Source organism: Dechloromonas aromatica RCB (assembly GCF_000012425.1).
In genome coordinates, this window is sequence record NC_007298.1 from 910,693 (window position 1) to 935,000 (window position 24,308).

Annotated in this window: 28 protein-coding genes and 1 tRNA gene; 20 read left to right on the plus strand and 9 right to left on the minus strand. The window is 58.5% G+C overall.

Annotated elements, in window-relative coordinates; genetic code table 11:
* Window positions 1–49 precede the first annotated feature (49 nt).
* From DARO_RS04380 to DARO_RS23240, 3 genes are read left to right on the plus strand one after another with little or no spacing between them, the layout of a single operon-like run.
* Window positions 50–1,990, plus strand: coding sequence for an ATP-binding cassette domain-containing protein (locus DARO_RS04380; RefSeq protein ID WP_011286603.1), 1,941 nt, complete (start codon window positions 50–52; stop codon window positions 1,988–1,990).
* Window positions 1,991–2,027: 37 nt separating this feature from the next.
* Window positions 2,028–3,236 (plus strand): MFS transporter, encoded by a 1,209-nt coding sequence (locus DARO_RS04385; RefSeq protein ID WP_011286604.1) that lies wholly within the window; start codon window positions 2,028–2,030, stop codon window positions 3,234–3,236.
* A complete protein-coding gene (locus DARO_RS23240) occupies window positions 3,233–3,367 on the plus strand; it encodes a hypothetical protein (protein ID WP_497463025.1) in 135 nt (44 codons plus the stop codon). Before DARO_RS04385 ends, DARO_RS23240 begins: the two co-directional genes overlap by 4 nt.
* Window positions 3,368–3,408: 41 nt before the next feature.
* Here DARO_RS23240 and DARO_RS04390 read toward each other — a convergent pair whose 3' ends face one another.
* Window positions 3,409–4,266 (minus strand): HDOD domain-containing protein, encoded by an 858-nt coding sequence (locus DARO_RS04390; protein ID WP_011286605.1) that lies wholly within the window; start codon window positions 4,264–4,266, stop codon window positions 3,409–3,411.
* 121 nt (window positions 4,267–4,387) lie between these two features.
* Between DARO_RS04390 and DARO_RS04395 the strand changes: the two genes are divergently transcribed.
* A complete protein-coding gene (locus DARO_RS04395; protein WP_011286606.1) occupies window positions 4,388–5,029 on the plus strand; it encodes an MBL fold metallo-hydrolase in 642 nt (213 codons plus the stop codon).
* Here DARO_RS04395 and DARO_RS21540 read toward each other — a convergent pair whose 3' ends face one another.
* Window positions 5,030–6,199, minus strand: coding sequence for an HDOD domain-containing protein (locus DARO_RS21540; RefSeq protein WP_011286607.1), 1,170 nt, complete (start codon window positions 6,197–6,199; stop codon window positions 5,030–5,032).
* Window positions 6,200–6,316: 117 nt separating this feature from the next.
* Between DARO_RS21540 and DARO_RS04405 the strand changes: the two genes are divergently transcribed.
* The 6 genes from DARO_RS04405 (at window position 6,317) to DARO_RS04430 (ending at window position 11,763) form a co-directional block, all read left to right on the plus strand.
* Window positions 6,317–6,934: a DNA-3-methyladenine glycosylase family protein gene (locus DARO_RS04405; RefSeq protein WP_011286608.1), complete on the plus strand. Its 618-nt coding sequence runs from the start codon at window positions 6,317–6,319 to the stop codon at window positions 6,932–6,934.
* A gap of 59 nt (window positions 6,935–6,993) precedes the next feature.
* Entirely contained in the window at window positions 6,994–7,962 is a 969-nt protein-coding gene (locus DARO_RS04410; RefSeq protein WP_011286609.1) for an acetyl-CoA carboxylase carboxyltransferase subunit alpha, read from the plus strand.
* Window positions 7,931–8,902, plus strand: coding sequence for a tRNA lysidine(34) synthetase TilS (gene tilS / locus DARO_RS04415; protein ID WP_011286610.1), 972 nt, complete (start codon window positions 7,931–7,933; stop codon window positions 8,900–8,902). The genes DARO_RS04410 and tilS overlap by 32 nt, the downstream gene beginning before the upstream one ends.
* A gap of 78 nt (window positions 8,903–8,980) precedes the next feature.
* Window positions 8,981–9,859, plus strand: coding sequence for a 4-hydroxy-tetrahydrodipicolinate synthase (dapA, locus tag DARO_RS04420; protein ID WP_011286611.1), 879 nt, complete (start codon window positions 8,981–8,983; stop codon window positions 9,857–9,859).
* A gap of 15 nt (window positions 9,860–9,874) precedes the next feature.
* Window positions 9,875–10,999, plus strand: coding sequence for an NlpB/DapX family lipoprotein (gene bamC, locus DARO_RS04425; RefSeq protein ID WP_011286612.1), 1,125 nt, complete (start codon window positions 9,875–9,877; stop codon window positions 10,997–10,999).
* The gene (locus DARO_RS04430; protein WP_011286613.1) at window positions 10,996–11,763 is read left to right on the plus strand and encodes an MBL fold metallo-hydrolase; all 768 of its coding nucleotides are present in this window, start codon (window positions 10,996–10,998) and stop codon (window positions 11,761–11,763) included. Before bamC ends, DARO_RS04430 begins: the two co-directional genes overlap by 4 nt.
* Before the next feature lie 64 nt (window positions 11,764–11,827).
* Here DARO_RS04430 and DARO_RS04435 read toward each other — a convergent pair whose 3' ends face one another.
* Both DARO_RS04435 and DARO_RS04440 read right to left on the minus strand, forming a co-directional pair.
* The gene (locus DARO_RS04435) at window positions 11,828–12,085 is read right to left on the minus strand and encodes a hypothetical protein (RefSeq protein WP_011286614.1); all 258 of its coding nucleotides are present in this window, start codon (window positions 12,083–12,085) and stop codon (window positions 11,828–11,830) included.
* 135 nt (window positions 12,086–12,220) lie between these two features.
* Window positions 12,221–12,697 carry a DUF7931 domain-containing protein gene (locus DARO_RS04440; protein WP_011286615.1) on the minus strand — a complete coding sequence of 159 codons (477 nt, stop codon included), beginning with the start codon at window positions 12,695–12,697 and terminating at the stop codon, window positions 12,221–12,223.
* Between the two features lie 50 nt (window positions 12,698–12,747).
* On the opposite strand from DARO_RS04440, the gene rlmD reads away from it, so the two are divergent.
* Window positions 12,748–14,046: a 23S rRNA (uracil(1939)-C(5))-methyltransferase RlmD gene (gene rlmD, locus DARO_RS04445; protein ID WP_011286616.1), complete on the plus strand. Its 1,299-nt coding sequence runs from the start codon at window positions 12,748–12,750 to the stop codon at window positions 14,044–14,046.
* Window positions 14,047–14,113: 67 nt separating this feature from the next.
* On the opposite strand, the gene DARO_RS04450 is transcribed toward rlmD, so the two are convergent.
* Complete coding sequence (locus DARO_RS04450; protein ID WP_011286617.1) at window positions 14,114–14,806, minus strand: Bax inhibitor-1/YccA family protein; 693 nt, start codon at window positions 14,804–14,806, stop codon at window positions 14,114–14,116.
* A 128-nt stretch (window positions 14,807–14,934) separates the two neighbouring features.
* Between DARO_RS04450 and DARO_RS04455 the strand changes: the two genes are divergently transcribed.
* A tRNA-Ser gene (locus tag DARO_RS04455) sits at window positions 14,935–15,022 on the plus strand.
* A 142-nt stretch (window positions 15,023–15,164) separates the two neighbouring features.
* Here DARO_RS04455 and DARO_RS23015 read toward each other — a convergent pair.
* The 3 genes from DARO_RS23015 to queD all read right to left on the minus strand — a co-directional run bounded on the left by DARO_RS23015 (window position 15,165) and on the right by queD (window position 17,273).
* Entirely contained in the window at window positions 15,165–15,365 is a 201-nt protein-coding gene (locus DARO_RS23015) for a hypothetical protein (protein ID WP_041224210.1), read from the minus strand.
* Window positions 15,366–15,540: 175 nt separating this feature from the next.
* Window positions 15,541–16,689: a patatin-like phospholipase family protein gene (locus DARO_RS04465; RefSeq protein WP_011286618.1), complete on the minus strand. Its 1,149-nt coding sequence runs from the start codon at window positions 16,687–16,689 to the stop codon at window positions 15,541–15,543.
* A gap of 131 nt (window positions 16,690–16,820) precedes the next feature.
* On the minus strand, window positions 16,821–17,273 hold the full coding sequence (gene queD, locus DARO_RS04470; RefSeq protein WP_041224211.1) for a 6-carboxytetrahydropterin synthase QueD: 453 nt from the start codon (window positions 17,271–17,273) through the stop codon (window positions 16,821–16,823).
* 44 nt (window positions 17,274–17,317) lie between these two features.
* Here queD and DARO_RS04475 point away from each other — a divergent pair, with 44 nt between their 5' ends.
* On the plus strand, window positions 17,318–18,154 hold the full coding sequence (locus DARO_RS04475) for a radical SAM protein (protein ID WP_011286620.1): 837 nt from the start codon (window positions 17,318–17,320) through the stop codon (window positions 18,152–18,154).
* 39 nt (window positions 18,155–18,193) lie between these two features.
* On the opposite strand, the gene DARO_RS04480 is transcribed toward DARO_RS04475, so the two are convergent.
* Entirely contained in the window at window positions 18,194–18,499 is a 306-nt protein-coding gene (locus DARO_RS04480; RefSeq protein ID WP_041224730.1) for a transcriptional regulator, read from the minus strand.
* A 274-nt stretch (window positions 18,500–18,773) separates the two neighbouring features.
* Here DARO_RS04480 and DARO_RS04485 point away from each other — a divergent pair, with 274 nt between their 5' ends.
* The 7 genes from DARO_RS04485 to leuD all read left to right on the plus strand — a co-directional run bounded on the left by DARO_RS04485 (window position 18,774) and on the right by leuD (window position 24,299).
* Window positions 18,774–19,223 (plus strand): CBS domain-containing protein, encoded by a 450-nt coding sequence (locus DARO_RS04485; protein ID WP_011286622.1) that lies wholly within the window; start codon window positions 18,774–18,776, stop codon window positions 19,221–19,223.
* A gap of 125 nt (window positions 19,224–19,348) precedes the next feature.
* Window positions 19,349–20,449, plus strand: coding sequence for a chorismate synthase (gene aroC / locus DARO_RS04490; RefSeq protein WP_011286623.1), 1,101 nt, complete (start codon window positions 19,349–19,351; stop codon window positions 20,447–20,449).
* Between the two features lie 51 nt (window positions 20,450–20,500).
* Window positions 20,501–20,767 carry a DUF465 domain-containing protein gene (locus DARO_RS04495; RefSeq protein ID WP_011286624.1) on the plus strand — a complete coding sequence of 89 codons (267 nt, stop codon included), beginning with the start codon at window positions 20,501–20,503 and terminating at the stop codon, window positions 20,765–20,767.
* Between the two features lie 41 nt (window positions 20,768–20,808).
* Entirely contained in the window at window positions 20,809–21,996 is a 1,188-nt protein-coding gene (locus DARO_RS04500; protein ID WP_011286625.1) for an MFS transporter, read from the plus strand.
* A gap of 30 nt (window positions 21,997–22,026) precedes the next feature.
* On the plus strand, window positions 22,027–23,433 hold the full coding sequence (gene leuC / locus DARO_RS04505; protein WP_011286626.1) for a 3-isopropylmalate dehydratase large subunit: 1,407 nt from the start codon (window positions 22,027–22,029) through the stop codon (window positions 23,431–23,433).
* A 12-nt stretch (window positions 23,434–23,445) separates the two neighbouring features.
* Window positions 23,446–23,661: an entericidin EcnAB gene (locus DARO_RS04510; RefSeq protein ID WP_011286627.1), complete on the plus strand. Its 216-nt coding sequence runs from the start codon at window positions 23,446–23,448 to the stop codon at window positions 23,659–23,661.
* Window positions 23,661–24,299, plus strand: coding sequence for a 3-isopropylmalate dehydratase small subunit (gene leuD / locus DARO_RS04515; RefSeq protein WP_011286628.1), 639 nt, complete (start codon window positions 23,661–23,663; stop codon window positions 24,297–24,299). Before DARO_RS04510 ends, leuD begins: the two co-directional genes overlap by 1 nt.
* Window positions 24,300–24,308: the final 9 nt, after the last annotated feature.

Genomic DNA, 24,308 nt, shown 5'->3' on the forward strand with positions numbered 1-24,308 from the left:
GCTTCTTCCCAACGCGGCGCCTTGCGGGGCGCCGTTTTTATTGCGACCAATGCCCTATTTCAAACTGACTGACGCCTGCCTTGCCTACGGCCACGTGCCGCTCCTTGATCACGCCGATTTTTTGCTCGATCCCGGCGAACGGGTGGCCCTGATCGGCCGCAACGGCACTGGAAAATCATCGCTCCTGGCCGCGATGGCGGCGGGCAGCGGGCGGGGGCGGCTGGACGATGGCGAAGTCTGGGTGCAGCCCGGTATTCGTGTCGGCTATGTGTCGCAGGAGCCACCTTTCGATGCCGAATCGACGGTCTTTGAGGCGGTCATTTCCGGCATGGGCGAGAACGCGACCCTGTTGGCGGAGTACCACGAGGTGTCGCACAAGCTGAGCGAAGTCGATGCGGACCACGAAGTACTGCTCGAACGGATGTCAGCACTGCAGCACGAACTGGAATCGCGTGGTGCGTGGGCCTACGAGGCGCAGGCCGAGCGCGTCATCGAGCGTTTCGGGCTGGACCCGGATGCCAGGGTCGGCAGCCTGTCCGGCGGCCAGAAGAAGCGTCTGGCGCTGGCTCAGGCCCTGGCGGTCGCACCCGAGGTGCTGCTGCTCGACGAGCCGACCAACCACCTCGACATCGCGGCCATCGAATGGCTGGAAAACCTGCTGATCGAATCCGGTGTCACGCTGTTTTTCATCACCCACGACCGTTCTTTCCTCGACCGCATCTGTACCCGCATCGTCGAGCTCGATCGCGGCAAGCTGGTCAGCTTTCCCGGCAGCTTCAAGGAATACCAGTTGCGCAAGGAGGCGCTGCTGCATGAAGAGGGGCTGGCAAACGCGCGGGCCGACAAGTTGCTCAAGGAAGAAGAAATCTGGATTCGCAAGGGCGTCGAAGCGCGGCGGACGCGCGCCGTGTTCCGAGTCCAGCGGCTGGATAAACTGCGGGCTGAACGTCAGGCTAGACGCGAACGGATGGGCAAGGTCAATCTGCAGCTGGACTCCGGCGACAAGAGCGGCAAGCTGGTGGCCGAACTGGAGCATGTCTTCAAATCCTACGGCGAAAAGCCGATTGTTCGCGATTTTTCAACCCGTATTCAGCGCGGCGACAAGATCGGTCTGATCGGTCCCAATGGCGCCGGCAAGACGACGCTGCTCCGCTTGATCCTCGACGAAATCAAGCCGGATTCCGGCATCGTGCGCCAGGGCACGAAAATGGATATCGCCTATTTCGACCAGTTCCGCACCCAGCTCGATCCCAATTCGACGCTGTCCGATGTCATTTCTCCGGGCTCGGACTGGGTTGATATCGGCGGTGCTCGCAAGCACGTCATTGGCTACCTCGAAGACTTCCTGTTTGCACCCGAGCGCGCCCGTTCGCCGGTCAGTTCGCTGTCCGGCGGCGAGCGTAACCGCCTGCTGCTGGCCCGTCTGTTCGCCAAACCGGCCAACGTGCTGGTCCTCGACGAACCGACCAACGACCTCGACATCGAAACGCTGGAGCTACTCGAAGAACTGCTGCAAACCTACGAGGGCACGCTGTTCCTGGTCAGCCACGACCGGACTTTCATCGACAACGTCGTGACCCAGACCATCGCCGCTGAAGGCGACGGCGTCTGGAAGGAATACGCCGGCGGTTACACCGACTGGGCGACCTACAAGGCCAGCGTGGCCAAGGAAACGCCGAAGGCAAAGGCAGAAGCAAAGCCCGTCGCCAAGGCGCCGGAGCCCGTCAAGTCCGCTGAACCGGCCAAGCCGAAAGGCGAGAAGCTGTCCTGGAAAGAACAGCGAGAACTGGACGAGCTACCCGGAAAAATCGCCGGGCTGGAAGCCGAGCAGGCCGAACTGGGCAAGCGTCTCGAAGATGCTTCCCTTTACCAGTCCGATCCGGCTGCGGTGCAAAAGGCATCCGAGCGCCTGGCTGCCATCGATGACGAGCTGATGGTGCTGCTCGAACGTTGGGAAGGACTCGAATCACGCGCCGGGAACCCGGCGTAAGTCTGGCGCTCCAACAAGCCAATTCGAGAAAGCCGATATGAGCACCAGCAACACCTCCTGGCGTACCCCGCTGATCATCCTGACTGTTGGCTGCGTCATCCTGACCTTGTCGATGGGGGTGCGTCATACGGCTGGTCTCTTCCTGCAGCCGATGACGAGCGATCATGGCTGGAGTCGCGAAACCTACTCTTTTGCTTTTGCCATCCAGAATCTGGTCTGGGGACTGGCTTCGCCTTTTGCCGGTGCCATCGCCGACCGCCATGGCGCTGGACGTACGGTGGTGAGTGCCACTGTGCTCTATGTGATCGGGCTGGTCCTGATGTCGCAGGCCGGCACGCCGCTCAGCCTTGATCTCTCGGCCGGCGTGCTGATCGGCCTTGGCCTGTCGGGAACCACTTTCGCGGTGATCATGGGCGTCATTGGTCGCCATACCACGCCGGAACGGCGCAGCATGGCGCTCGGCATCGCCAGCGCTGGCGGCTCGCTGGGCCAGTTTGCGGTGTTACCGATCGGCCAGATGCTGATCTCCACTTACGGCTGGCAGAGCGCCCTGGTCTTGCTGGCCTGTGGTGTCGGCTTGATTGCGCCGCTGGCCTATGCCATGGCCGATGGTCATAAGCCGTCGGCCGGTGCCGGGCAGTCGGTGGCTGAGGCACTGCGCGAAGCGAGTGGCGAGCGCAGTTTTCATTATCTGTTCTGGGGCTATTTCGTGTGCGGCTTCCAGACAGCCTTCATCATGCTGCACCTGCCTTCCTATCTGGTGGATTCAGGCATGTCGGCCAATGTTGGCATGACGGCCGTGGCGCTGATCGGCCTGTTCAATATCTTCGGGTCGTTCATCTTCGGCTGGGGCGGTGGGCGGTCGAGCAAAAAGAACCTGCTGGTGTTGATCTACGGGCTGCGCGCCGTGGCGATCCTGATCTTCATGCTGGTTCCCCTGACCACTGCCGTGGCCTGGGTGTTCGCTGCGGTGATTGGCCTGCTGTGGCTGGGTACCGTGCCGCTGACCAACGGACTGATCGCCCAGATTTTCGGGCTGCGCTACATGTCGATGCTGACCGGGGTTGTTTTTCTCGGTCACCAGTTAGGCAGTTTTCTCGGCGCCTGGCTGGGGGGGCGGATTTTCGACGAGACCGGCTCCTACTCATTGGCCTGGTCGCTGGCGATTGGCCTGTCGGTGCTGGCGACGCTATGTTCCTGGCCGATCGACGAAAAACCGCTGGCCCGCCAAGGGGTGGCGGCTTGAGGCCGCAGTGGCGCTGGTTTCTCGGTGGCGTTGGCGTGGCGCTCGGGCTATTGCTGCTGGCGTTGATTTTCGCAGCCTATCAGGCACCTGAATTGCTGCTCGACTGGGCCAACCTGCGTTACTGCGGCTAGTCCGAGCCGGGGGGAAGTCCCAGGCGGGTTTTGGCCGCCGATTAATCAGCGCCTTGGCCGTCGGCCTCGCGGGCCGGCATCGGTTCAAGGCCCAAGCGCTGGCGCACGGCTTCCGGGGTGATGTTCAGCAACTGGCCGATATCCTTGTAATCGTCGGGGAGCGCGGCATCATCCCAGCCATGCGAGGAGTGTCGCGCCAGGCGAACGGCGAGGGTGACATTCTTGACTCGCGGCTGTTCGGCGTTATCGTCATCGATCAGCGTTTGCAGCAATGCAGGCAGGTGCCAGACGCGACAGAGTTCGTGCTGAATTTGGAAAAAGGTGAAACCCAGGGTGTTCTTCTGAGCATCGGCGCTACGCATCGTCGGATCGGCTTTTTGCTGTTCGAGAATGCGCAGGCCTAGTCGTGGTGCGGAACACCACACCAGAAGTTCCGCCAGGTCGTGCAGCAGCGCGGCGATACGCACTTCTTCCATGTTGATGTCGTGGCGCCAGATGGCCCATTCCTGAGCGTAGTCAGCGGCACGCTGGGCGCGACGAATGATCTGCAGGACACCGAGCAAGGCTTGCGGACCGCCTTCCTTGAGCTGATCCTCGATGGTAAACAGTTCGCTGAAGCGGTTAAAGAAGGGTTCTATCCCGGCCATCATTACAGCACTGGCAATGGTGGTGATGTCATGCTGCAGCGAACGACCACGCATTGGCTGAATGAAAGCCAGTACCCGCACCGTCATGATTGGGTCTTGCAGAATCAGCCGAGCCAGTTCGCGGGCGTCGACCCGATCCAGATTGGCCCGCATTTCCTCGATTCGCCGCTTGGTGACACGCAGGACCGGCAGGGCATTATTGCTGAAGAGCAGTGTCCAGGAGTCGATGTCCGGCAACGGATGGTCGAGCATATTGTATGAGCCCTTGAAATTGGTTTCGGATCAAGCACGGGGAGTTTAAGGGGGCGGGCGGTGCCGGGCAAGGGTGGGGCCATGCGATAATCGGCCAAGCTTAAACATTCCCCTTCATGCCATGCGCTACGCCATTGTTCCCGTTACCCCTTTTGAACAGAACTGCACCGTTTTCTGGTGTGAAAATACCCGCCAGGCGGCAGTGATCGATCCGGGTGGCGACGTAGAGCGCATCCTGCGCCTGCTTGAGGATGAAAAGCTGACGCTGGCCAAAATTCTTGTCACCCACGGTCATATCGACCATGCTGGCGGTGTGGCGGTGCTGGCCGAGCAGACGGGAGTCCCCATTGAGGGGCCGCATGAAGAAGATCGTTTCTGGATTGAGGGCATGCCGCAACAAAGCAAGATGTTCGGCTTCCCGAATGTCCGGAGCTTTGAGCCGACTCGCTGGTTGAACGCTGGTGACAAGGTGACTTTTGGCGAGGTCGAGCTTGATGTCCTGCATTGCCCCGGCCATACGCCTGGTCATGTCGTTTTCTTTCATGCCCCCAGCCGGTTGGCACAGGTCGGTGATGTGCTGTTCCAGGGCTCGATCGGTCGGACCGATTTCCCCCGTGGCGACTACGACACCCTGATCCGCTCGATCACGGAACAACTCTTTCCGCTGGGCGACGACGTCGATTTCATTCCCGGCCACGGCCCGATGTCGACCTTTGGCGAAGAGCGCAAATACAACCCCTTCCTCAGCGGTCGTTTCGGCTGATCAGGCCGCCGGCCGGATTTTTGCCGCCCAACTGTACGCATTGAGCTGAGCATCAAGATAGGTGTCGGCACCAATGCCAAGTTTTTCGAGCAGCGTGGCAGCCAGCGACAATTCGTGCTTGTCAGCAGCGTCGAGCACGCCGAGCAGTTGGCCTAGCGGTCCGTCACGTGCTGCCAGCGCTTCGTGGACGACAGGTGGCAGCGGCAGTTGATGGACGATGTCCGACATGGACATGTTGAGCAAGACGTCGAGCAGCGAGAAGGTGCCGATCATGAAGGCCGTGTCTTCCGGGTTTTCGAGTGTCGGGTCGAGTTGGCCAAGCAATAGTTCGAGAATACGGCCGCGCGAGGCTGCCTTCTGGAGCAATGGGGTCGGGTGCTGCCCGTTATTCGGGTCGGAATAGACCAGCAACTGCAGCCAACGCTGCAACTGGCGGCGACCAAGCAGGTTGATCGCCTGGGTGAAGCTGGTAATCGGGCTGCGCGGGGCCAATGCCGCCGAATTGACCAATCGGAGCAGGCTGTACGACAGCTTTGCTTCCTCGCGAAAAACAGTTTCAAGGGCGCCGGTATCGGCATCCCCTTCAATCAGGGTCAGCAATTTGAGCAGCTTGAGTCGGGTGATGTCGGCCTTGCTGTTGCTGGCCGAACGAGTCAGCAGGAATTCGCTGGTGGACAGCGCACAGGCGTTGCCCAACAACCACTCGCGATCACTGTGAGAATGCACATCGGTCGCGACGACCGTGGTGCGACTGGCCATGCCGTGTAGCGTGAAGGGCGGCAAGCAGCGAGCGTGGCTGGCACCGATCAACAAATAATCCCAGGTTCCGGTTGCCGGCAATTTGGCATTTGCCGATGCCATCAGTCCGACCTTGCATTTGCCTCGGCGTCGCTCGGCTTCCAGTTGCTTGAGGGCATCTTCGTTCTCGAGGGCGGTTTGTGCCGGGAAAACGCTGACCGAGCGTTCGCCCAGGCGCGCCAACTCAGTGCACTTGCTGGATGCCGGAAGGAGCCATGGTAGCCGCTGATCGAATTCGTCTAGCTGTGGCGAAGCGCAAAGCCGGGCGAGGATTTTGTCATTCGCGCCGGGCGCCAACTCGGCCTGATAGCCCGACCATGCGTCATCAGTGCCGAGCAGTGGCTGGACAAAAACGGGGTCCGAATGATTCATTGCATATTCTCGCGATTACTTTTGTTAATACTAACAAACTTGCCAGAAGGATTCTTGGCTGGGGGTTAAAATATTCGCCAAATCCGGCCTGGCGTTGCGTCGCCGTATAATCGCCCGATGCCTCCCGATTACTGGATCCAAGCGATAAGCGATCTGTCGCGCCGCGATGCCGCCATGGCCGAACTGGTCGAGCGCTATGCCGGCTTGTCGCTGGTTTCTCGCGGCGATGCGTTTATGACCCTGGCCCGTTCCATCATTGGCCAGCAGATTTCGGTCAAGGCGGCCGATTCGGTTTGGCGGAGATTTTCCGAGCAGGTGGGAAGCGTCACGCCGACACAGATACTGGCGGTAGGCGAGCGTGGATTGGCCGGCTGCGGTCTGTCGAAACGGAAAACCGAGTATCTGTGTGATCTGGCCAGTCATTTTTCCAGTGGGCAACTTGATCCAACCGCCTGGAGCGGGCTGGATGACGAAGCGATCATCACCGAACTGGTCGCGGTCAGAGGCATCGGTCGATGGACGGCCGAGATGTTCCTGATCTTCAACTTGATGCGGCCCGATGTCTTTCCTCTCGATGATATCGGCCTGCAGCGCGCGGTAAACGAACATTATTTCAAGGGTGAAAAACAGCCGCGCAAGATCCTGGCTGAATTCGGCGAACGCTGGCGCCCTTGGCGTTCCGTCGCGACCTGGTATCTGTGGCGCAGCCTTGATCCGGTGCCTGTCGAGTACTGAGGCGGTAGCCTTTCTGCCTTTGGGGTAAAATGCGCCCCAACTTAGCAAACGAGCAGTCCATGAAAACAAGTTTCCTCGACTTCGAACAATCCATTGCCGATCTTGAAGCCAAGATCGAAGAGTTGCGCTTCGTGCAGGATGATTCCGCCGTCGATATCTCCGAAGAGATCGGTCGCCTGGAGAAGAAGAGTGGCCAGCTGACCAAGGACATCTATGCCAAGCTGACACCGTGGCAGATATCCCAGGTGGCCCGCCATCCGCAGCGTCCCTACACGCTGGATTACCTGTCGCTGATCTTCACTGATTTCGAAGAATTGCACGGCGATCGCGCATTCGCTGACGACCACGCCATCGTCGGTGGACTGGCCCGCTTCAATGGCCAGCCGGTCATGGTGATCGGCCATCAGAAGGGCCGCGACACCAAGGAAAAGATTTATCGCAACTTCGGCATGCCGCGCCCCGAAGGCTATCGCAAGGCCTTGCGCCTGATGAAGCTGGCCGAGAAATTCGGCATTCCGGTCATGACCTTTGTCGATACGCCGGGTGCCTACCCCGGCATCGATGCCGAGGAACGTGGTCAGTCCGAAGCCATCGGCCGCAATCTTTACGTGATGGCCGAACTGAAGGTGCCGGTCATCGTTACCATCATTGGCGAAGGTGGTTCCGGTGGTGCGCTGGCCATTGCCGTCGGCGACACCTTGCAGATGCTGCAATATTCCACTTATTCCGTGATTTCGCCGGAGGGCTGTGCTTCCATTCTGTGGAAGAGCTCGGAGAGGGCTCCGGAAGCGGCCGAAACGATGGGTATCACGGCGCAGCGCCTGAAAACCCTGGGGCTGGTCGACAAGATCGTCAACGAACCGCTCGGTGGTGCACATCGCGACCATGCGGCCATGGCGCAAAACCTCAAGAAGGCCTTGCAGGATGCGCTGAAGCAGCTTTCCGGGCTATCTACCGCCGAACTGCTGGCAACGCGCTACGAGCGGCTGATGAGTTATGGTCGCTTCAAGGAACAGGCTGTCAGCTGACCTGCCCGCACGGGTCGGCGCTTTTCTCGCTGCCCGTCTTGCCCCGTCTGAGCGCCTTGCGGTAGGGCTATCCGGTGGCTGCGATTCTGTCGTCCTGCTGCATCTGCTGACCCGGCTGGGATTTGCCGGGCGGCTTGATGCCATCCATGTCCATCATGGACTCTCGCCGAACGCCGATGCCTGGGGCACGTTCTGTGCCGATTATTGCACCGGCCTGGGCGTTCCGCTGACCATTCGCCATGTCTCCGTCGATACCGCTTCCGGTTTGGGGCTGGAGGCGGCGGCGCGCAAGGCCCGCTACTCGGTCTTTGCCGAAGTCGCCACTGATTGCCTGTTGCTGGGCCATCACCGTAGCGATCAAGCAGAAACCGTGCTGTTCAACCTGCTACGTGGTACCGGCGTGACCGGGGCCGCCGGAATGCCGGCTGAACGACAATTCGGCCGCTTGCGTTTGCTCAGGCCGCTTCTTGCTAGCTCACGCAACGAAATCGAAGCCTATGCCATGTCCGCCGGGCTGGCCTGGATCGACGACGAGAGCAACGCCGACGTTTCTTTGACACGAAATTTTCTTCGCCATGAGGCCCTGGCCGCACTTGCCCAGCGTTTTCCTGCAGCTGAAGCATCGCTGGCGCAGGCGGCAGCCAATTTTGGCGAGGCGGCTGCTTTGCTGGATGAGCTGGCCGAACAGGATTGGCAACAGATTGGCGATGGGGAGGCGGCACGTCTATCGGAAATGCGAATGCTCTCCTTGCCGCGCCTGAAGAATCTGCTGCGTCATCGCTTGCGCCGCCTCGGATGGCAGGTTCCGGTGGCGACCCGACTCGATGAGTTTGCCCGCCAATTGCAGTCAGCCGGCCCGGATCGCCATCCAGAACTGGTCTTGCCGGATGGCAAAATGCGGGCCGGACGTGGCTTGCTGCACTGGATGCCGGAAAAATAACAAACTGTTACCAAGCGCCTTTCCGCGGTGATTGGCCTTCAGTTACAATCAACGGATTACTTTCTTCATATACAGGCCATGATTACCGGATCCATTGTCGCCATCGTTACGCCCATGCATGAGGATGGCAGCCTCGATTTGAACTCCTTTCGCAATCTGCTCGACTTCCATGTGCAGGAAGGCACTGATGCCATCGTAGTCGTTGGTACGACCGGCGAATCGCCGACGGTCAATGTCGAGGAGCATTGTGAACTGATCAAGATCGCCGTTGATCATGTCGCCGGCCGCATTCCGGTCATTGCCGGAACCGGAGCCAATTCGACGGCTGAAGCCATCGAGCTGACCGAGTTCGCCAAGAAGGCCGGTGCCAACATGGCGCTGTCCGTCGTGCCCTACTACAACAAGCCGACCCAGGAAGGCCTCTATCGCCATTTCAAGGCGATTGCCGAAGCGGTCGAGCTGCCGGTCATTCTCTACAACGTGCCGGGTCGTACTGTGGCCGACATGTCCAACGACACCATTCTGCGCCTGGCCGAAGTGCCGGGCATCGTCGGTGTCAAGGATGCGACCGGCAACATCGATCGGGCCTGTGATCTGATCGCCCGTGCCCCGAAGGATTTCGCGCTTTACACCGGCGATGACATGACGGCTGTGGCGACGATCAGTCTCGGTTTCCACGGCGATATATCGGTGACGGCCAATGTGGCACCGCGCCTGATGCATGAAATGTGCGTCGCCGCTGCCAGTGGCGACATCGCCAAGGCCCGGGAAATTCACTTCAAAGTGCTTGCCTTGCACCGCGATCTGTTCTGCGAAGCCAATCCAATCCCGGTCAAGTGGGCTGTGCACAAGCTGGGCCTGATGCCCAATGGCATCCGCCTGCCCCTGACCACGCTTTCCGAAGCCAATCAACCACGTGTCCTGGCTGCGTTGCGCCAGGCCGGCCTCGTCGCCTGACGGAGTAAAGAAAATATGAATCGTCGGCTTTCCGGCCTCGCCCTTTCCCTGCTGGCATTAGCGCTGGCCGGATGCGGCATTCTCCCTGACTCCCGCAAGATCGAATACAAGTCGGCCGGCAAAGCGCCGACGCTTGAAGTGCCTCCAGACCTGACGCAGATCACTCGTGATGACCGCTATCTGGTGCCCGATGCCGCCGGCAAGGGCAGTGCGACATTCTCGGCCTACAGCGCCGACCGGACCCCGCTGGCCCAGGCGCAGAATTCCGTGGTGCTGCCGCAGGTCGACAAAGTTCGTGTCGAACGCTCTGGCAATCAGCGTTGGCTGGTCGTTGCCGTTCCGGCAGATAAGCTGTGGGATACGGTCAAGGACTTCTGGCAGGAAACCGGCTTCATCATTTCGGTCGAACGCCCCGAAGCTGGTGTGATGGAAACCGACTGGGCCGAAAACCGCGCCAAGATCGGCCAGGATTTCATTCGCAATACGCTGGGCAAGTTGCTGGACTCCCTCTACTCGACAGGGGAGCGGGACAAATTCCGCACTCGCTTCGAGCCGGGTACTACGCCGGGAACGACTGACGTTTTCATCAGCCACCGTGGCATGGAAGAGGTCTATACCTCATCGGCCAAGGATGATACCCGGTGGCAGCCGCGTGCTGCTGATCCGGAGCTGGAAGCAGAAATGCTGCGCCGCCTGATGGTGCGCCTGGGTTCTGAAGAAAAACGAGCCGAAGTCTCGCTCGCTGCCGCCAAGGCTGAACCGCGCGCCAAGCTGGCCAAATCCGATGATGGCGCCGGAACCCTGGAGGTATTCGAACGTTTTGACCGTACTTGGCGTCGTGTCGGTCTGGCGCTGGATCGCGTCGGCTTTACCGTCGAAGATCGTGACCGTTCGCGTGGCCTGTACTTCGTGCGTTACGTCGACCCGGAAGTCGATAACCGCAAGAAGGATGATGGTTTCCTGTCCAAGCTGACCTTCTGGAAGAGCGCTGAGCCGGCCAGTTCCAAGGTGCAGTACCGCATCTACGTCAGCGAAGATGGGCAACAGAGTGTTGTCAAGGTTCTGTCCAGCGAGGGCGGTACCGACAAGTCGGAAACTGCAAAGAAGATTCTCGGCCTGCTCCTTCAGCAGTTGCAGTGATCCGTTTTGCCTCGCTCGGCAGTGGCAGCGCAGGCAATGCGCTGCTGGTCGAGCATGGGGCAACCTGCCTGATGCTCGATTGCGGCTTCGGGTTGCGGGAAACCGTAACCAGGCTGCAGCGTCTGGGCCGGCAACCGGCCGATCTGGCCGGTATTCTTGTTACCCATGAACATGGCGACCATGTCGGCGGAGTTTTCCGGCTAGCCCGTAAATTCGGGCTCCCGATATGGATGACGCATGGGACCTGGGGTGCCTGTCGGGACGATGGTGATGGCATCGATCTGCGCATTATCGATAGTCATCGTTCCTTTACTGTCGGTGACCTCGAGATCTTGCCGTTTCCTGTGCCGCATGATGCGCGGGAACCCGTTCAGTATGTGTTTTCGGGGGCGGGACGTCGTCTGGGTGTGTTGACCGATATTGGCGAAACGACCCCGCATGTCTGCGAAGTATTATCCGGCTGCGCTGGCTTGGTTCTTGAGTTCAACCATGATGCCGAGATGCTTGAGCGCTCAACCTATCCGATTTCGCTCAAACGGCGAATCTCCGGGCGCTATGGTCATTTGGAAAATTCCGCAGCCGCTGCACTTCTTAATTTGATTGACTGCTCAAACCTTCAACATCTGGTGGCGGCCCATTTGAGCGAGCGTAATAACCTGCCAGAGCTGGTGGTGCGCCTGATTAGCGAGACGCTGGCTTGCCCGCCTGAGCAGGTGGGGGTGGCGACGCCGGAAGACGGATTTGATTGGCGCAGCTTGGTGTAGAAAAGTTGATGGGCAATAAAAAACGGGGCCGAAGCCCCGTTTTTTATTGGTGCAAGAAGTAGTATTACTTCTTGGCAGCGTCAGCAGCCGGAGCAGCGGCTTCGGCCGGCTTGGCGGCTTCAGCGGCAGCCGGAGCAGCGGCTTCAGCCGGCTTGGCGGCTTCAGCGGCAGCCGGAGCAGCGGCTTCAGCCGGCTTGGCAGCTTCAGGAGCCGGGGCGGCAACCGGAGCCGGGGCCGGAGCGGCAACAGCCGGCTCTTCCTTCTTGCCGCAAGCGGACAGGGCAACAGCGATCAGAGCAGCAACGAGAATAGACTTATTCATGGGATTTCCTTATCGACAAGAACCAATATAATCTGATTATTCAGAGGTCAGGAGCTACCTGACCAGTCCAAGATTATATCAATATATTGCCGTTGTTGGGCGCGGGTTGTTGCTCTGCATCATGGCAGTTGCGTATCACAGCCCCAGGGTGGTGACAGTTACGCTTTCCCCACCTTCTGTCCAGATTTCACGAAAACGTGTCAGATACGGACGAATTTCATCGATTTCATCGATCAGCAATTTGCTGCGGGGCAGGTCGCGTTCAAAGCGGATCAGGGCATGCTTGTCATCGACGATAATCATGCTGTCCCGCAGATGGGCCAGTTGGGGTGGTGTTTCCTGCACTGCCGCGGTGTGCCCGTAGGTGCTCAGAAGCCTTAGCAATATTGGTTGCTGTTGACGAAGCGGCGTTGCATTTCGGAGCGCCATTTGCAGGATATCGTCGTGCCCGCTTTGCAGAACGCGCTTGATGCAGGCCAGGCGGGGTTCCGATTCCAGCTTCAGAGAGAGCAAATCTTCGTCGTAAATTCTGATTTTATGGCTGGCAATGACCAATAGCCGGTCAATTGCCGTCTGATAGTCTGCCCAGGTGGTGATCAATTCGCGAGCCATGGCGCTTAGTGTAACCGATTGATAGAATTCGCGCTTTTTCGGAGTTGACCGTGCCGATCGGGAAAATCGAATCGCTGGACCACGAAGCACGGGGCATCACTCGTCAAGAGGGCAAAGCCATATTTGTCGACGGCGCCCTGCCTGGAGAAACCGTCGAATACGCCAGCTTTCGGAGGAAGTCGAAATTCGAGCTGGCGCATCTGGTTCATGTGATTAAGCCGTCGACTGCGCGGGTCGAGCCGTGCTGCCCGCATTTTGGGGTCTGCGGCGGTTGCGCCATGCAGCACATGGAGCCTTCTGCCCAGGTCGCCGCCAAGCAGCGCGTGCTTGAAGATAGTCTCTGGCACATTGGCCGCATTCGCCCGGAAACGATGCTGCCGCCGATTCAAGGGGAACCGTGGGGGTATCGACATCGCGCCCGCCTTGCTGTCCGCCGGGTGTCGAAAAGCGGCGGTATGCTGATTGGTTTTCATGAGTGGCGCAGTAGCTACATTGCAGATATTCGAAGTTGCGCCATTTTGCCGCCGCATGTCTCGGCGTTGTTGATGCCGATGCGCGAGCTGTTTGCGGCCCTGTCGATCGCCGAGCGCATACGTGAGGTCGACGTGGCGGTTGGCGAGCACTGCACGGCGCTGCTGTTACGTATTCTCGATCCGCTGACCCCGGCCGATGAGCGCTTGTTGTGCGATTTTGTCGACCGGAACGATGTCGTTTTTTACTTGCAGCCCAAAGGGCCTGATACGGCCTTCCGGTTTTATCCGAGCGGTGGGCCGCGCCTTTCGTACACCCTTCCCGAGTTCGGCCTCGAGTTTGATTTCAAGCCGACCGATTTCACGCAGGTCAATCACGCGGTGAATCGGGTGCTGGTTCGCCGGGCTTTGCGCCTACTCGATCCGCAGCCAAGCGAGCGGATTGCCGACATGTTTTGTGGCTTGGGGAATTTTACCTTGCCGATCGCCCGGTCCGGAGCGACAGTAATCGGCGTCGAAGGCAGTGCCGCCCTGGTTCGGCGCGGGCGGGAGAGTGCGGCGGCGAATGGGTTGGCCGATCACGTCGAGTTCGGCGTCGCCAACCTGTTCGAATGCACCGAACAATCGCTGGCCGCGCTTGGTCGTTTCGACAAAATGCTGATCGATCCGCCGCGTGAGGGGGCTGTCGAACTGGTCCGGGCAATTGGCAAGGATGCGCCGAAGCGCATTGTCTACGTTTCCTGCAATCCGGGAACCCTGGCCCGTGATGCGGCAGTGTTGGTGACGGAGAAGGGGTATCGCTTCGTCTCGGCTGGTGCGGTCAATATGTTTCCCCATACCGCGCATGTTGAATCGATTGCCGTTTTCGAACTGCCATGATCGAGTGGTTCGAGAGCGCATGAAAAAGGCGGCCTTGGCCGCCTTTTTTGCGACTGATGAACCGCGCTCAGTCGCGCTCGCCGGTGAACGCCATGATCAGCTGCAGTAGGCTGACGAATACGTTGTATACGTCCAGATAGACCGCCAGGGTGGCACTGACGTAGTTGGTTTCGCCGCCTTGGACGATACGGCTGATGTCGTACAGGATATAAGCCGAGAAGATGCCAACGACTGCGACGGCAATGGTCAGCGACAGCGCAGGAATCTGGAAGAAGATGTTCGCAACGGCAGCGAGCAAAATGACGATCATGCCGACGAACAGGAATTTTCCCATGCCGGTGAAATCCCGCTTGCTGACAGCGGCGACGGTCGACATCGTGAAGAACACGGCACCCGTGCCGCCTGCCGCCATGGCAATCATCGAGCCGCCATTGGAGAAACCTAGCGCGACTTGCAGGATGCGCGACAGCATCAGGCCCATGAAGAAGGTAAAGCCGAGCAGCAGGGCGACACCCAGGCCGCTGTCCTTGTTTTTCTCAATGCCCCACATGAAGCCCATGGCGATGCCCATGAAGAGCAGGAAAGACATGAGAGGGCTGCCCGCCAGGAAGCTGAATCCCATCTGGATGCCGACCAGTGCGCCGATAACCGTCGGCACCATGGACAGGCCGAGTAGCATGTAGGTATTGCGCAGAACGCGGTTCTGCTGCAGTGCAAGCCCCGAAGAGCCCTGGTTGGCAATCTCGAAGTTGGTGTTCATGCGGGAAACTCCCTTATATTATTTCGACAGGTGTTAAGACTAACGGAGCGGGGCCGAAGTTTCAATTATTCCTGAGTGATCCGGCAGGCTGGCCGCCGGTAGCGATTGTGCTATCATGCGCGCCTCTCGGGTCTGTGGCAGAGCGGTTGAATGCACCGGTCTTGAAAACCGGCGTGGGGAAACCCATCGTGAGTTCGAATCTCACCGGACCCGCCAAGTAAAAATAGCTAAACCCGCGTAAATCCTGAGTGATGGCGCGGGTTTTGTCTTTCTGCATCAGGGGATTCTGCCGACTTACTGGTTGGTGTTGTTTTGCACCAGGCTCCGAATAATTGGGCGAAGAAAGACTTCGTGTTCCCTAGAAAACGGCTTCGTACTCTAGCCGTTTGGCAGGTCCGCTGTGGACTGCCTTCTCCGAGCGGGGGCTTGCCTGCTCACCTGCTTTTAAACCATTCTTGTAACCGGTGCTGTATACATCGCTCATGACGTCCATGAACTGATCGAATGACAGTTTGCATGTACGAAGGTCTGTGTATATCTGTTGGTAATCGACATTCATTCCAGCGCTCCTTGTGTTCGTTCTTGTGCGGTGCACAATATGGACAGTGTAGGCTTTCGGCGCTATCGATCTGTGTCTGTTGTGTAGCGGATTGTTACCTCGGGAAAATGGGTTGGATAATGCGCAATTGCATGGAAATGTCACTCGAATCTCCGTGGGGCCCACCATTGATATTTCAGAGATCGAGGAAGTCGCCAACTTCCTGTGAGCGAGCCATTGTGTCCGCGTAGCCCAGATCAATCAGGGCTCGCGTATAGGGTTTTTCGAACAAAAGGTAGCTGGTTAGTGTGCCGTTGCGGCGGTTCATGCCGCCGATTCCACCGAGCATCATCTTCATCGCCCATGGCAGGGAGTTGGCATTTTGGGCCGCGATTCGCTCCAGGCGTTCGGACGGCGAAATGATCAAGGTGCGTATCGGGCGCAGCGGAATATCGCTTTTTTTTCTGGTTTCTGGCGGAATTGCGGATAGCGTGCGGTTAATGCGCTGCATTCGTTCAATGTCGACCGCCAGGCTGTCAAGAAAAATGCTGGAAAGTGCATGGCCGGCGATTTGTGCCAGCGAGGGATGGCTGTCTGTGCGCCGTCTTTCCTGGTGCTCGTTCTTGCGACCAGCACCGACGATCAGTACACGTTCTGCGCCGAGGTGGATGGCTGGCGAGATCGGTGCTAATTGACGCATCGATCCATCACCGAAGTACTCTCGATGAATTTTGGTGGCAGGAAAAATGAACGGAATGGCGCTTGAGGCAAGCAGATGGTCGACACCGATCTCCGCGCGGATGCCGATGCGCTGGACGCGGCGCCAAGGCTGGGCGTCGGGGTTGCCCTGGAAAAAATTGATGTTGTCGCCCGATTCATAACCGGAAGCCGAGATGCTCAGAGCGTGCAGGGCGCCATTGGCTATGGAACGTTCGATGCCGCGGAAGTCGAGGTGGCGAGTCAATAATTCGCGGAGGGGGGCATTGTCGAGCAGGGAGCGCGGCGGGTTGTGAAGCAGCCAGCCCATGGTTAGTGTCGATAACCAGCGTGCGCCTGAAAGACCAATCCCCAACGGGTCGGCGCGATAGATGTCGCCAGCGTGCATGTTGCGCCAGAAGGAGGCAAGAACGGAGACGGCTTTGCCAAAGTTGTCGGCCAGACAGGCGATGCTGGCTGCGTTGATGGCCCCTGCCGAGGTGCCACAAAGAATGGGGAACGGGTTTTGCCGTCGATTGCTCGAAAGCTTGGCAACGGCCAGCAAAACGCCTACTTGGTAGGCTGCCCGCGCTCCACCACCGGTGAGTACCAGCGCTGTATTGGGGGTGTTGCCGGTGCGCTGGGTCATGGCAATCCGGTGCCCCGTTCTGGTGAGGCTGTTCCGCGTTTATTGGCGGTCTTGTTCTGCATCTCACGCTCCCCGGCATCCGGTGATGCCTCTGCTCTATTCCAGCAGTATAAGGGGAGATGTTTTCCGGCTCAATCCAGCTTGGTGCGTAAAGCATCGGCCCAGCAGTTGGGCGTTTCGTAGAGTCTTACCTGTTCCAGTTGCAGGTGGTTGCCGTAGGTGTCCCGGTAAACCGCATCGAGTCGCTCGAAGGCAAGTCGGGCCAGATTTTCGGCGGTTGGCACACGATCGAGGATGACTGTCTTGTGTCCAGGCAGCGACGACAGGAAATCGACAATGGCCTTGTCACCTGCAAAGGCAAGAAAGGCGTGGTCCCATTCCTTGACCAGATGGAGGTTGGCCAGGTCCTTGACTTGCGAAAAATCCATCACCATGCCGTTTGCGGCATCTCCGGCCTTGTCGATCACGCTACCGGAGAGGGTGATTTCAATGGCGTAGCGATGCCCGTGCAGATGGCGGCACTGGCTTTTGTGGTCGGGGATGCGGTGCCCGGCATCGAATTCGAGGCGGCGGGTAATCAACATGGGCATATTGCTCGACAAGGCGGTCGCGGATTATACAATGCGCCATGCTCTCCATTGATGATCACCGCCGGGATAGTGCCGGTTTGCTCTACGTTTACCCCGTTGTGTCGCGTCGCGCCGGTGGGGTGTCGATTGGTATCAATCTCAATCCCAACAACGCGTGCAACTGGGCTTGTCTATATTGTCAGGTCGAGAACCTGACGCGCGGCGGCCCGCCACCGATCGATCTGGATCGCCTGGAAACCGAATTGGCTGGCTTTCTCGAAGATGTCATAAATGGTGATTTCATGCAGCGGCAGGTGCCGCCCGAAGCGCGGCATCTGATGGATGTGGCGTTTTCCGGAAACGGCGAGCCAACCAGCGCGGCGGAATTCGCAGAGGCAGTTGCCCGAGTCGGTGATGTGCTGAAAAGATTTGGTCTGCTCGGCAATCTGCCGGTGCGTCTAATCACCAATGGCAGTTTGATGCATCGCCCGGATGTTCAATTGGGTATCCAGCGTCTGGCGGAATTCGATGGGGAGGTCTGGTTCAAGGTTGATCGTGCCGTTGCCGCTGAGGTGGCTGAAATTAATGGCGTTCCTGGGGTTCCGGAAAAGACGGCCAAAAATCTGGAGATTTGCGCGGGGCTAGCCCGAACCTGGGTTCAGACCTGCTGGTTTGCGCTGGATGGAGTTATGCCATCGGCTGAGTCGCGAATGGCCTATTGTGATTTTCTGCGCCCTTTGGCCAAGAAACTTGCCGGCGTGCATCTTTACGGTTTGGCCCGGCCGTCACTGCAGCCCGCGGCACCGCGTCTCAGTGCGCTGTCGACCGTTGAGCTGACTGCTTTTGGTGAACAGATAGAAAAAGAAACGGGCATCCGGGTTTCTGTATCCCCGTAATGCCCGTTTTCGCGATTGATGCCCTTGTTCGGGCAAAAATCAGGCCGCTTTTTTTGCGTGGCTGCGAGCCGACTTCTTCAGGGACTTGAACAGTTCCGGTTCCTGCGACTTCAAATACTCGACAACTTCCCAGTCGTCACGCTTGATGCTCTTGATATCGACTTGCTCAACGTGAACCAGACGCAGCAGTTCGCGCACCGGCTTCGGCATGCTGCGACCGCTTTCATAGCGGGAACCGCCGCTCTGGGTAACGCCCAGGGTGGACCAGAATTGCTGTTGGTTAAGGCCGAGCTTGCGGCGGATTTCGCGGGCGTCGATCTTTTCGATGGTCTTTACAGTGCTCATCATCCATTCTCCATACGCTAGTGTAATAAGGCTACCCAAGCATCCTAGCGAAGTATGACTTAGGTAATATTACGAAGTATATATATGACTATGACGTTGTGCAAGTGCCAATTTCATTAAATTCAGTAAATGCATTGACGATTATTTGTGCGCTTGATGATCTCGCATTTACGTTTGACTATGCCCCGGCAGGGTGGTGCCATGCTTCTTCCAGAATTCAGGAGGATGTTCTAAGATCATTCCGGTCAATTAACTGTTAGAGCGGGAGAAAGCGATGCAGGTTCGGGAAATCCTTCGCGTCAAGGGCGGCACGCTTTATACCGTGACGCCGCAGCAGCCGCTGGCGGTCGCCATCGACTCCATGGCGGATCTTGATGTTGGGTCACTGGTGGTCATGGAGGCCGGAAAGATGGTTGGGATGCTGACCTTCCGCGAGGTTCTGCTGGCCCTTAGGCAGCATGCATCGAGTCCGGATGGCATCACGGTCGGGGATGTCATGGTGGCCAACCCGGTGACGGCCTTTCCGGACATGGAGGCCAATGATCTGCGCCGTCTGATGATAGAAAAACGCTCGCGTTACTTGCCGGTGATTGATGGCGATACGCTGATGGGTGTCATTTCCTTTCTCGATGTCGCCAAGGCGGTGCTCGAAGAGCAGAGCTTCGAGAACAAGATGCTGAAGAGCTATATCAAGAACTGGCCGAGCGAAACACCGGCGGCCTGATGTGGCGGAAGTTCTTGCAGGGGCGGCTCCGGCCGCCCTTTTCATTGCTTTGTTTGGATGGCAAAAGGCAGCCGAATTTCACGACGTGATAAACTCAATGCCCTGATCAAAAAACCAGTCCATCCATGTCCGGCAATACATTTGGTACTTTGTTTACTGTTACCTCTTTTGGTGAGTCGCATGGCCCGGCCATTGGCTGCGTGGTTGACGGTTGTCCGCCGGGGCTGGCCTTATGCGAGGCCGATATACAGGCGGAACTGGATCGCCGCAAACCGGGTACTTCTCGTCATGTGACGCAGCGCCGCGAACCGGATACTGTTGAGATTCTCTCCGGTGTCTTCGAGGGGAAGACGACCGGCACACCGATTGGCTTGTTGATTCGCAACCAGGACCAGCGCAGCAAGGATTACGGCAACATTGCCGATACTTTCCGTCCTGGCCATGCCGACTATGCCTACACCCAGAAATACGGATTTCGTGACTATCGTGGCGGTGGCCGTTCGTCAGCCCGCGAGACGGCGGTGCGCGTGGCGGCCGGGGCGATTGCCCGCAAGTGGCTGCACGAACGCTTCGGGGTGGCGATTCGTGGCTGGATGAGTGCGCTCGGGCCAATCGAAATTCCGTTTGTTAGTGCTGATGCGATTGATGGCAACGCCTTCTTTGCGCCGAATTCGGCCATCGTGCCGGAGCTGGAGGCTTATATGGATAAGCTGCGCAAGTCGCTGGACTCTGTGGGCGCCAAGATCACTGTAACCGCTACCGGTGTGCCTCCGGGTTGGGGTGAGCCGGTCTATGATCGGCTCGATGCCGAGATCGCCTACGCGATGATGGGGATCAATGCCGTCAAGGGGGTTGAAATCGGTGCCGGTTTCGATTCGGTCGCCCAGAAAGGCAGCGAGCATGGCGATGAAATGACGCCACAGGGCTTTGCGACCAACCATGCCGGTGGTGTGCTCGGTGGTATTTCGACAGGGCAGGAAATCGTGGTCAATATGGCGATCAAGCCGACCTCGTCAATTGCCCAGTCGCGCCGCTCGATCAATCGCCAGGGGGAGGCTATTGAGGTGGCAACCGAGGGGCGGCATGACCCCTGTGTCGGCATTCGTGCCACGCCGATTGCCGAAGCGATGCTGGCCTTGGTTCTGATGGATCATGCTTTGCGTCATCGTGCCCAGTGTGGCGATGTGCTATGTGCGACGCCGCGCATTCCGGGGAAAATCGCGTAGTATTTATTTTTGCCGCGTTGGCGGCAGGTCAATGCAATAGGGAGAGAAAATATGCAAGTCGATCACCACGATCTGTATCAGGAATTTCCGGAATTCAAGGACGCGATCGAAGCACTCAAGACCAGCAATGCCTATTTCGCCAGACAGTTCGCTTCCTATAGCCGCCTGACCGGCAAGGTCGAAGATCTGGAGGAACATGACATGCCAGTTGCCGACTTCACCATGGAAGACATGAAGAAGCAGCGCGTCAAACTGAAGGACGAGATCTACCATCTGCTGCTTGCTTTCCGTGCTGGCCAGCAATCCGTCAAGGCCTGATTAGCGCCTTTGCCCGACGCTGCATCCGGTAAAATCACCGGATGCATGCTTTGCCTTACTGGCGCCTCTCGGGCTATTACTTTTTCTATTTCGCCTTCATTGGCGCGTTTTCGCCCTATTTCGGGCTCTATCTCCAATCCCTGAGTTTTTCTGCCTGGGACATCGGACTGTTGATGTCGCAGATGCAGCTGATGCGTCTGTTTGGCCCCAATCTGTGGGGGTGGCTGGCAGATCGTTTCGGTCGGCGCCTAGCGATCATTCGTCTGGCGGGGCTGATTGGCCTGGCCGGATTTACCGCGTTTTTCTGGCTCGATAAATTACCTGCCATGCTGCTTGCGATGGCAGTTTTGGCATTTTTTTGGAGTGCCGCGCTACCTCTGGTTGAAACGCTGACCTTCGATCATCTGCGTGACGAGCGTGGGCGTTACAGTCGTATCCGTCTTTGGGGTTCGATCGGGTTCATCATTGCCGTCATGGCGACCGGGGCGCTACTCGATATTGCGCCGCCGGTGGGCGTGCTCTGGGTGTGCTGGGTGATCCTGGTTGGCATTCTGCTCTATGCGCTGACCTTGCCCGAGTCGCCACCGCTTCCGCACCCCCGAGACGCTCAGCCGATTGGCGCCATTCTCCGTCAGCCGAAAGTGTTCGCGCTGATGGCCGCCTGTTTTGCCATGTCGGCAGCGCACGGCGCCTTCTATGTCTTCTATTCGATCCATCTCGATGCCCATGGCTACACCAAGACAGAGGTTGGGCTGCTTTGGTCGCTCGGTGTGGTGGCGGAAATCGTCGCTTTCATGTGCATGGCGCGCCTGGCGAAGCGTTTTTCGCTACGAACCATTCTGCTGGCCTGTTTTGCCGCCGCCGTCGTTCGTTTTTTGCTGATGGGCTGGGGCGTCGAGTCTGCCGCTATCATGATTTTTGTCCAGTTGCTGCATGGTCTGACCTTTGGGGCCTATCACGCATCGGCAATCGCCGCAGTCAATCTATGGTTTCCCGGCAAGACTCAGGGGCGGGGGCAGGCGCTATATTCCAGCCTGTCTTTCGGTGCCGGTGGTTTGCTCGGCGCCTTGATCAGTGGTCGGACCTGGGACTGGCTAGGCTCCGGTTGGACTTTCACGCTTGGCTCAGTTTTCGCGCTGATTGGCTTGTTTCTGATCTGGGGCTGGGTTGGCGGTAATGCGGTGCTTGATGCCCCGGAACGGGCAAAAACCGGCGATCCTGTGCAATAATTCAAAGCTTTACGGCCCACTAAAAGTTCCATGTCGAAGACCCTTTACGACAAGCTCTGGGAGAACCACGTTGTTCATCAGGAAGCTGATGGCACGGCGCTTCTCTACATCGATCGTCACCTCATCCACGAAGTGACCAGCCCACAGGCTTTTGAAGGCCTGAAGCTGGCTGGCCGCAAGCCGTGGCGCGTTTCCTCCATCGTCGCGACACCGGACCACAACACGCCGACCGACCACTGGGAAGAGGGGATCAAGGATCCAATCTCGCGCCAGCAGGTCGAAACGCTGGATGCCAACATTCGCGAAGTCGGGGCACTGGCCTATTTCCCATTCAAGGATCAGCGCATGGGTATTCTCCATGTCGTCGGTCCGGAAAACGGCGCGACCTTGCCCGGTATGACTGTTGTCTGCGGCGACTCGCACACTTCGACGCATGGCGCATTTGCCTGTATGGCGCATGGTATCGGCACTTCCGAGGTCGAGCATGTGCTGGCCACGCAGTGCCTGCTACAGAAGCGCTCCAAGACCATGTTGGTCGCAGTCGAGGGCAAGCTTGGCAAGGGTGTTACCGCCAAGGATGTGGCGCTGGCCATTATCGGCACCATCGGCACGGCGGGGGGCACGGGCTACGCCATTGAATTCGGCGGCAGCGCCATCCGTGGCCTGAGCATGGAAGGTCGCATGACCCTGTGCAACATGGCCATCGAAGGCGGCGCGCGTCTGGGCTTCGTTGCTGTCGATGACACGACGATCAATTACCTGAAGGGGCGTCCCTTCTCGCCAACTGGCGAGACCTGGGATCGCGCCGTTGCCTACTGGCGTACCCTGCATTCCGATGCCGGAGCACAGTTCGACCGTGTCGTTACGCTGAGGGCCGAAGACATTCGTCCGCAGGTGACCTGGGGTACTTCACCCGAGATGGTCGTTTCGGTGGATGCCGTGGTGCCTGATCCGGCCAAGGAAGCAGATCCGGTCAAGCGCGAGGGGATGGAACGGGCTTTGCAGTACATGGGGCTGAATCCGAATACCCCGATCAACCAGATTGCCATCGACAAGGTTTTCATCGGCTCGTGCACCAATTCCCGTATCGAGGATTTGCGCGAAGCCGCCTCGGTGCTCAAGGGGCGTCATGTCGCTGCCAACGTCAAGCTGGCACTGGCTGTGCCGGGTTCCGGTCTGGTCAAGCGGCAGGCAGAAGCCGAAGGGCTGGACAAGGTGTTCGTTGCGGCTGGTTTTGAATGGCGCGAACCTGGTTGCTCGATGTGTCTGGCCATGAATGCCGACCGTCTGGAACCGGGCGAACGTTGCGCGTCAACCTCCAACCGCAACTTTGAGGGGCGTCAGGGGCCGGGTGGGCGTACCCATTTGGTCAGCCCGGCAATGGCTGCAGCGGCGGCGATTGCCGGCCGCTTTGCGGATGTCCGCGACGTCCTGTAATCGGTGATGCTCATGCGTTCGATTTCAATTTTGCTGCTGGCTCTGGTCTTTGCCGGATGCAACACCGCGCAAGGCGTCAAGAAAGACGTGGCGATCGGTGCCGAGAAGACCGGTGAGGCTCTCCAGAAAGGTGGAGAGGCGGTAGGCGGTGCGTTGAACAAGACTGGCGAAGTGGTCGGCGAAACCCTGAAGAAGGGTGGCGAGGCCGTGCAGAAGGTGGTGAATTAATGGATAAGTTTGTTCGTCTGGAAGGTCTGGTTGCTCCGCTCGACCGCAGTAACGTCGATACCGATGCGATCATTCCGAAGCAGTTCCTGAAGTCGATCAAGCGTTCGGGCTTCGGCCCGAATGCCTTTGACGAATGGCGTTACATGGATGTCGGCCAGCCCGGGCAGGATAATACCGGCCGCCCGAAGAACCCGAATTTCGTGCTTAACCAGCCTCGCTATCAAGGGGCCGAGGTGCTGCTGACGCGCGCCAACTTCGGCTGTGGCAGTTCGCGCGAACACGCGCCGTGGGCGCTGCTCGATTTCGGCTTCAAGGCGATCATCGCCGAGTCGTTTGCCGATATTTTCTTCAACAACTGTTTCAAGAATGGCATCCTGCCGATCGTGTTGCCTGCCGCTGAAATCGAGGCGCTTTTCCAGCAGGTCGAGGCAACGCCCGGCTACAAGCTGGTGGTCGATTTGTCTGCACAAGCGGTGGTGCGCCCTGACGGGCATGGTATTCCGTTCCAGATTGATGCTTTCCGCAAGGAATGCCTGCTCAATGGTTGGGACGACATCGGCCTGACCTTGCGTCACGCTGAAAAAATTCGCGAATTCGAGGCCAAGCGCCGTGTCGATCAGCCTTGGCTGTTCTCCTGACGAGGAAAA

Bases quoted from the DNA above. Each gene is read 5' to 3' on its own strand.
- DARO_RS04380 (WP_011286603.1), top strand. From the start codon at position 50: ATGCCCTATTTCAAACTGACTGACGCCTGCCTTGCCTACGGCCACGTG.
- DARO_RS04385 (WP_011286604.1), top strand. From the start codon at position 2,028: ATGAGCACCAGCAACACCTCCTGGCGTACCCCGCTGATCATCCTGACT.
- DARO_RS04390 (WP_011286605.1), bottom strand. From the start codon at position 4,266: ATGCTCGACCATCCGTTGCCGGACATCGACTCCTGGACACTGCTCTTC.
- DARO_RS04395 (WP_011286606.1), top strand. From the start codon at position 4,388: ATGCGCTACGCCATTGTTCCCGTTACCCCTTTTGAACAGAACTGCACC.
- DARO_RS21540 (WP_011286607.1), bottom strand. From the start codon at position 6,199: ATGAATCATTCGGACCCCGTTTTTGTCCAGCCACTGCTCGGCACTGAT.
- DARO_RS04405 (WP_011286608.1), top strand. From the start codon at position 6,317: ATGCCTCCCGATTACTGGATCCAAGCGATAAGCGATCTGTCGCGCCGC.
- DARO_RS04410 (WP_011286609.1), top strand. From the start codon at position 6,994: ATGAAAACAAGTTTCCTCGACTTCGAACAATCCATTGCCGATCTTGAA.
- tilS (WP_011286610.1), top strand. From the start codon at position 7,931: ATGGTCGCTTCAAGGAACAGGCTGTCAGCTGACCTGCCCGCACGGGTC.
- dapA (WP_011286611.1), top strand. From the start codon at position 8,981: ATGATTACCGGATCCATTGTCGCCATCGTTACGCCCATGCATGAGGAT.
- bamC (WP_011286612.1), top strand. From the start codon at position 9,875: ATGAATCGTCGGCTTTCCGGCCTCGCCCTTTCCCTGCTGGCATTAGCG.
- DARO_RS04435 (WP_011286614.1), bottom strand. From the start codon at position 12,085: ATGAATAAGTCTATTCTCGTTGCTGCTCTGATCGCTGTTGCCCTGTCC.
- DARO_RS04440 (WP_011286615.1), bottom strand. From the start codon at position 12,697: ATGGCTCGCGAATTGATCACCACCTGGGCAGACTATCAGACGGCAATT.
- DARO_RS04450 (WP_011286617.1), bottom strand. From the start codon at position 14,806: ATGAACACCAACTTCGAGATTGCCAACCAGGGCTCTTCGGGGCTTGCA.
- DARO_RS23015 (WP_041224210.1), bottom strand. From the start codon at position 15,365: ATGAATGTCGATTACCAACAGATATACACAGACCTTCGTACATGCAAA.
- DARO_RS04465 (WP_011286618.1), bottom strand. From the start codon at position 16,689: ATGACCCAGCGCACCGGCAACACCCCCAATACAGCGCTGGTACTCACC.
- queD (WP_041224211.1), bottom strand. From the start codon at position 17,273: ATGTTGATTACCCGCCGCCTCGAATTCGATGCCGGGCACCGCATCCCC.
- DARO_RS04475 (WP_011286620.1), top strand. From the start codon at position 17,318: ATGCTCTCCATTGATGATCACCGCCGGGATAGTGCCGGTTTGCTCTAC.
- DARO_RS04480 (WP_041224730.1), bottom strand. From the start codon at position 18,499: ATGAGCACTGTAAAGACCATCGAAAAGATCGACGCCCGCGAAATCCGC.
- DARO_RS04485 (WP_011286622.1), top strand. From the start codon at position 18,774: ATGCAGGTTCGGGAAATCCTTCGCGTCAAGGGCGGCACGCTTTATACC.
- aroC (WP_011286623.1), top strand. From the start codon at position 19,349: ATGTCCGGCAATACATTTGGTACTTTGTTTACTGTTACCTCTTTTGGT.
- DARO_RS04495 (WP_011286624.1), top strand. From the start codon at position 20,501: ATGCAAGTCGATCACCACGATCTGTATCAGGAATTTCCGGAATTCAAG.
- DARO_RS04500 (WP_011286625.1), top strand. From the start codon at position 20,809: ATGCATGCTTTGCCTTACTGGCGCCTCTCGGGCTATTACTTTTTCTAT.
- leuC (WP_011286626.1), top strand. From the start codon at position 22,027: ATGTCGAAGACCCTTTACGACAAGCTCTGGGAGAACCACGTTGTTCAT.
- DARO_RS04510 (WP_011286627.1), top strand. From the start codon at position 23,446: ATGCGTTCGATTTCAATTTTGCTGCTGGCTCTGGTCTTTGCCGGATGC.
- leuD (WP_011286628.1), top strand. From the start codon at position 23,661: ATGGATAAGTTTGTTCGTCTGGAAGGTCTGGTTGCTCCGCTCGACCGC.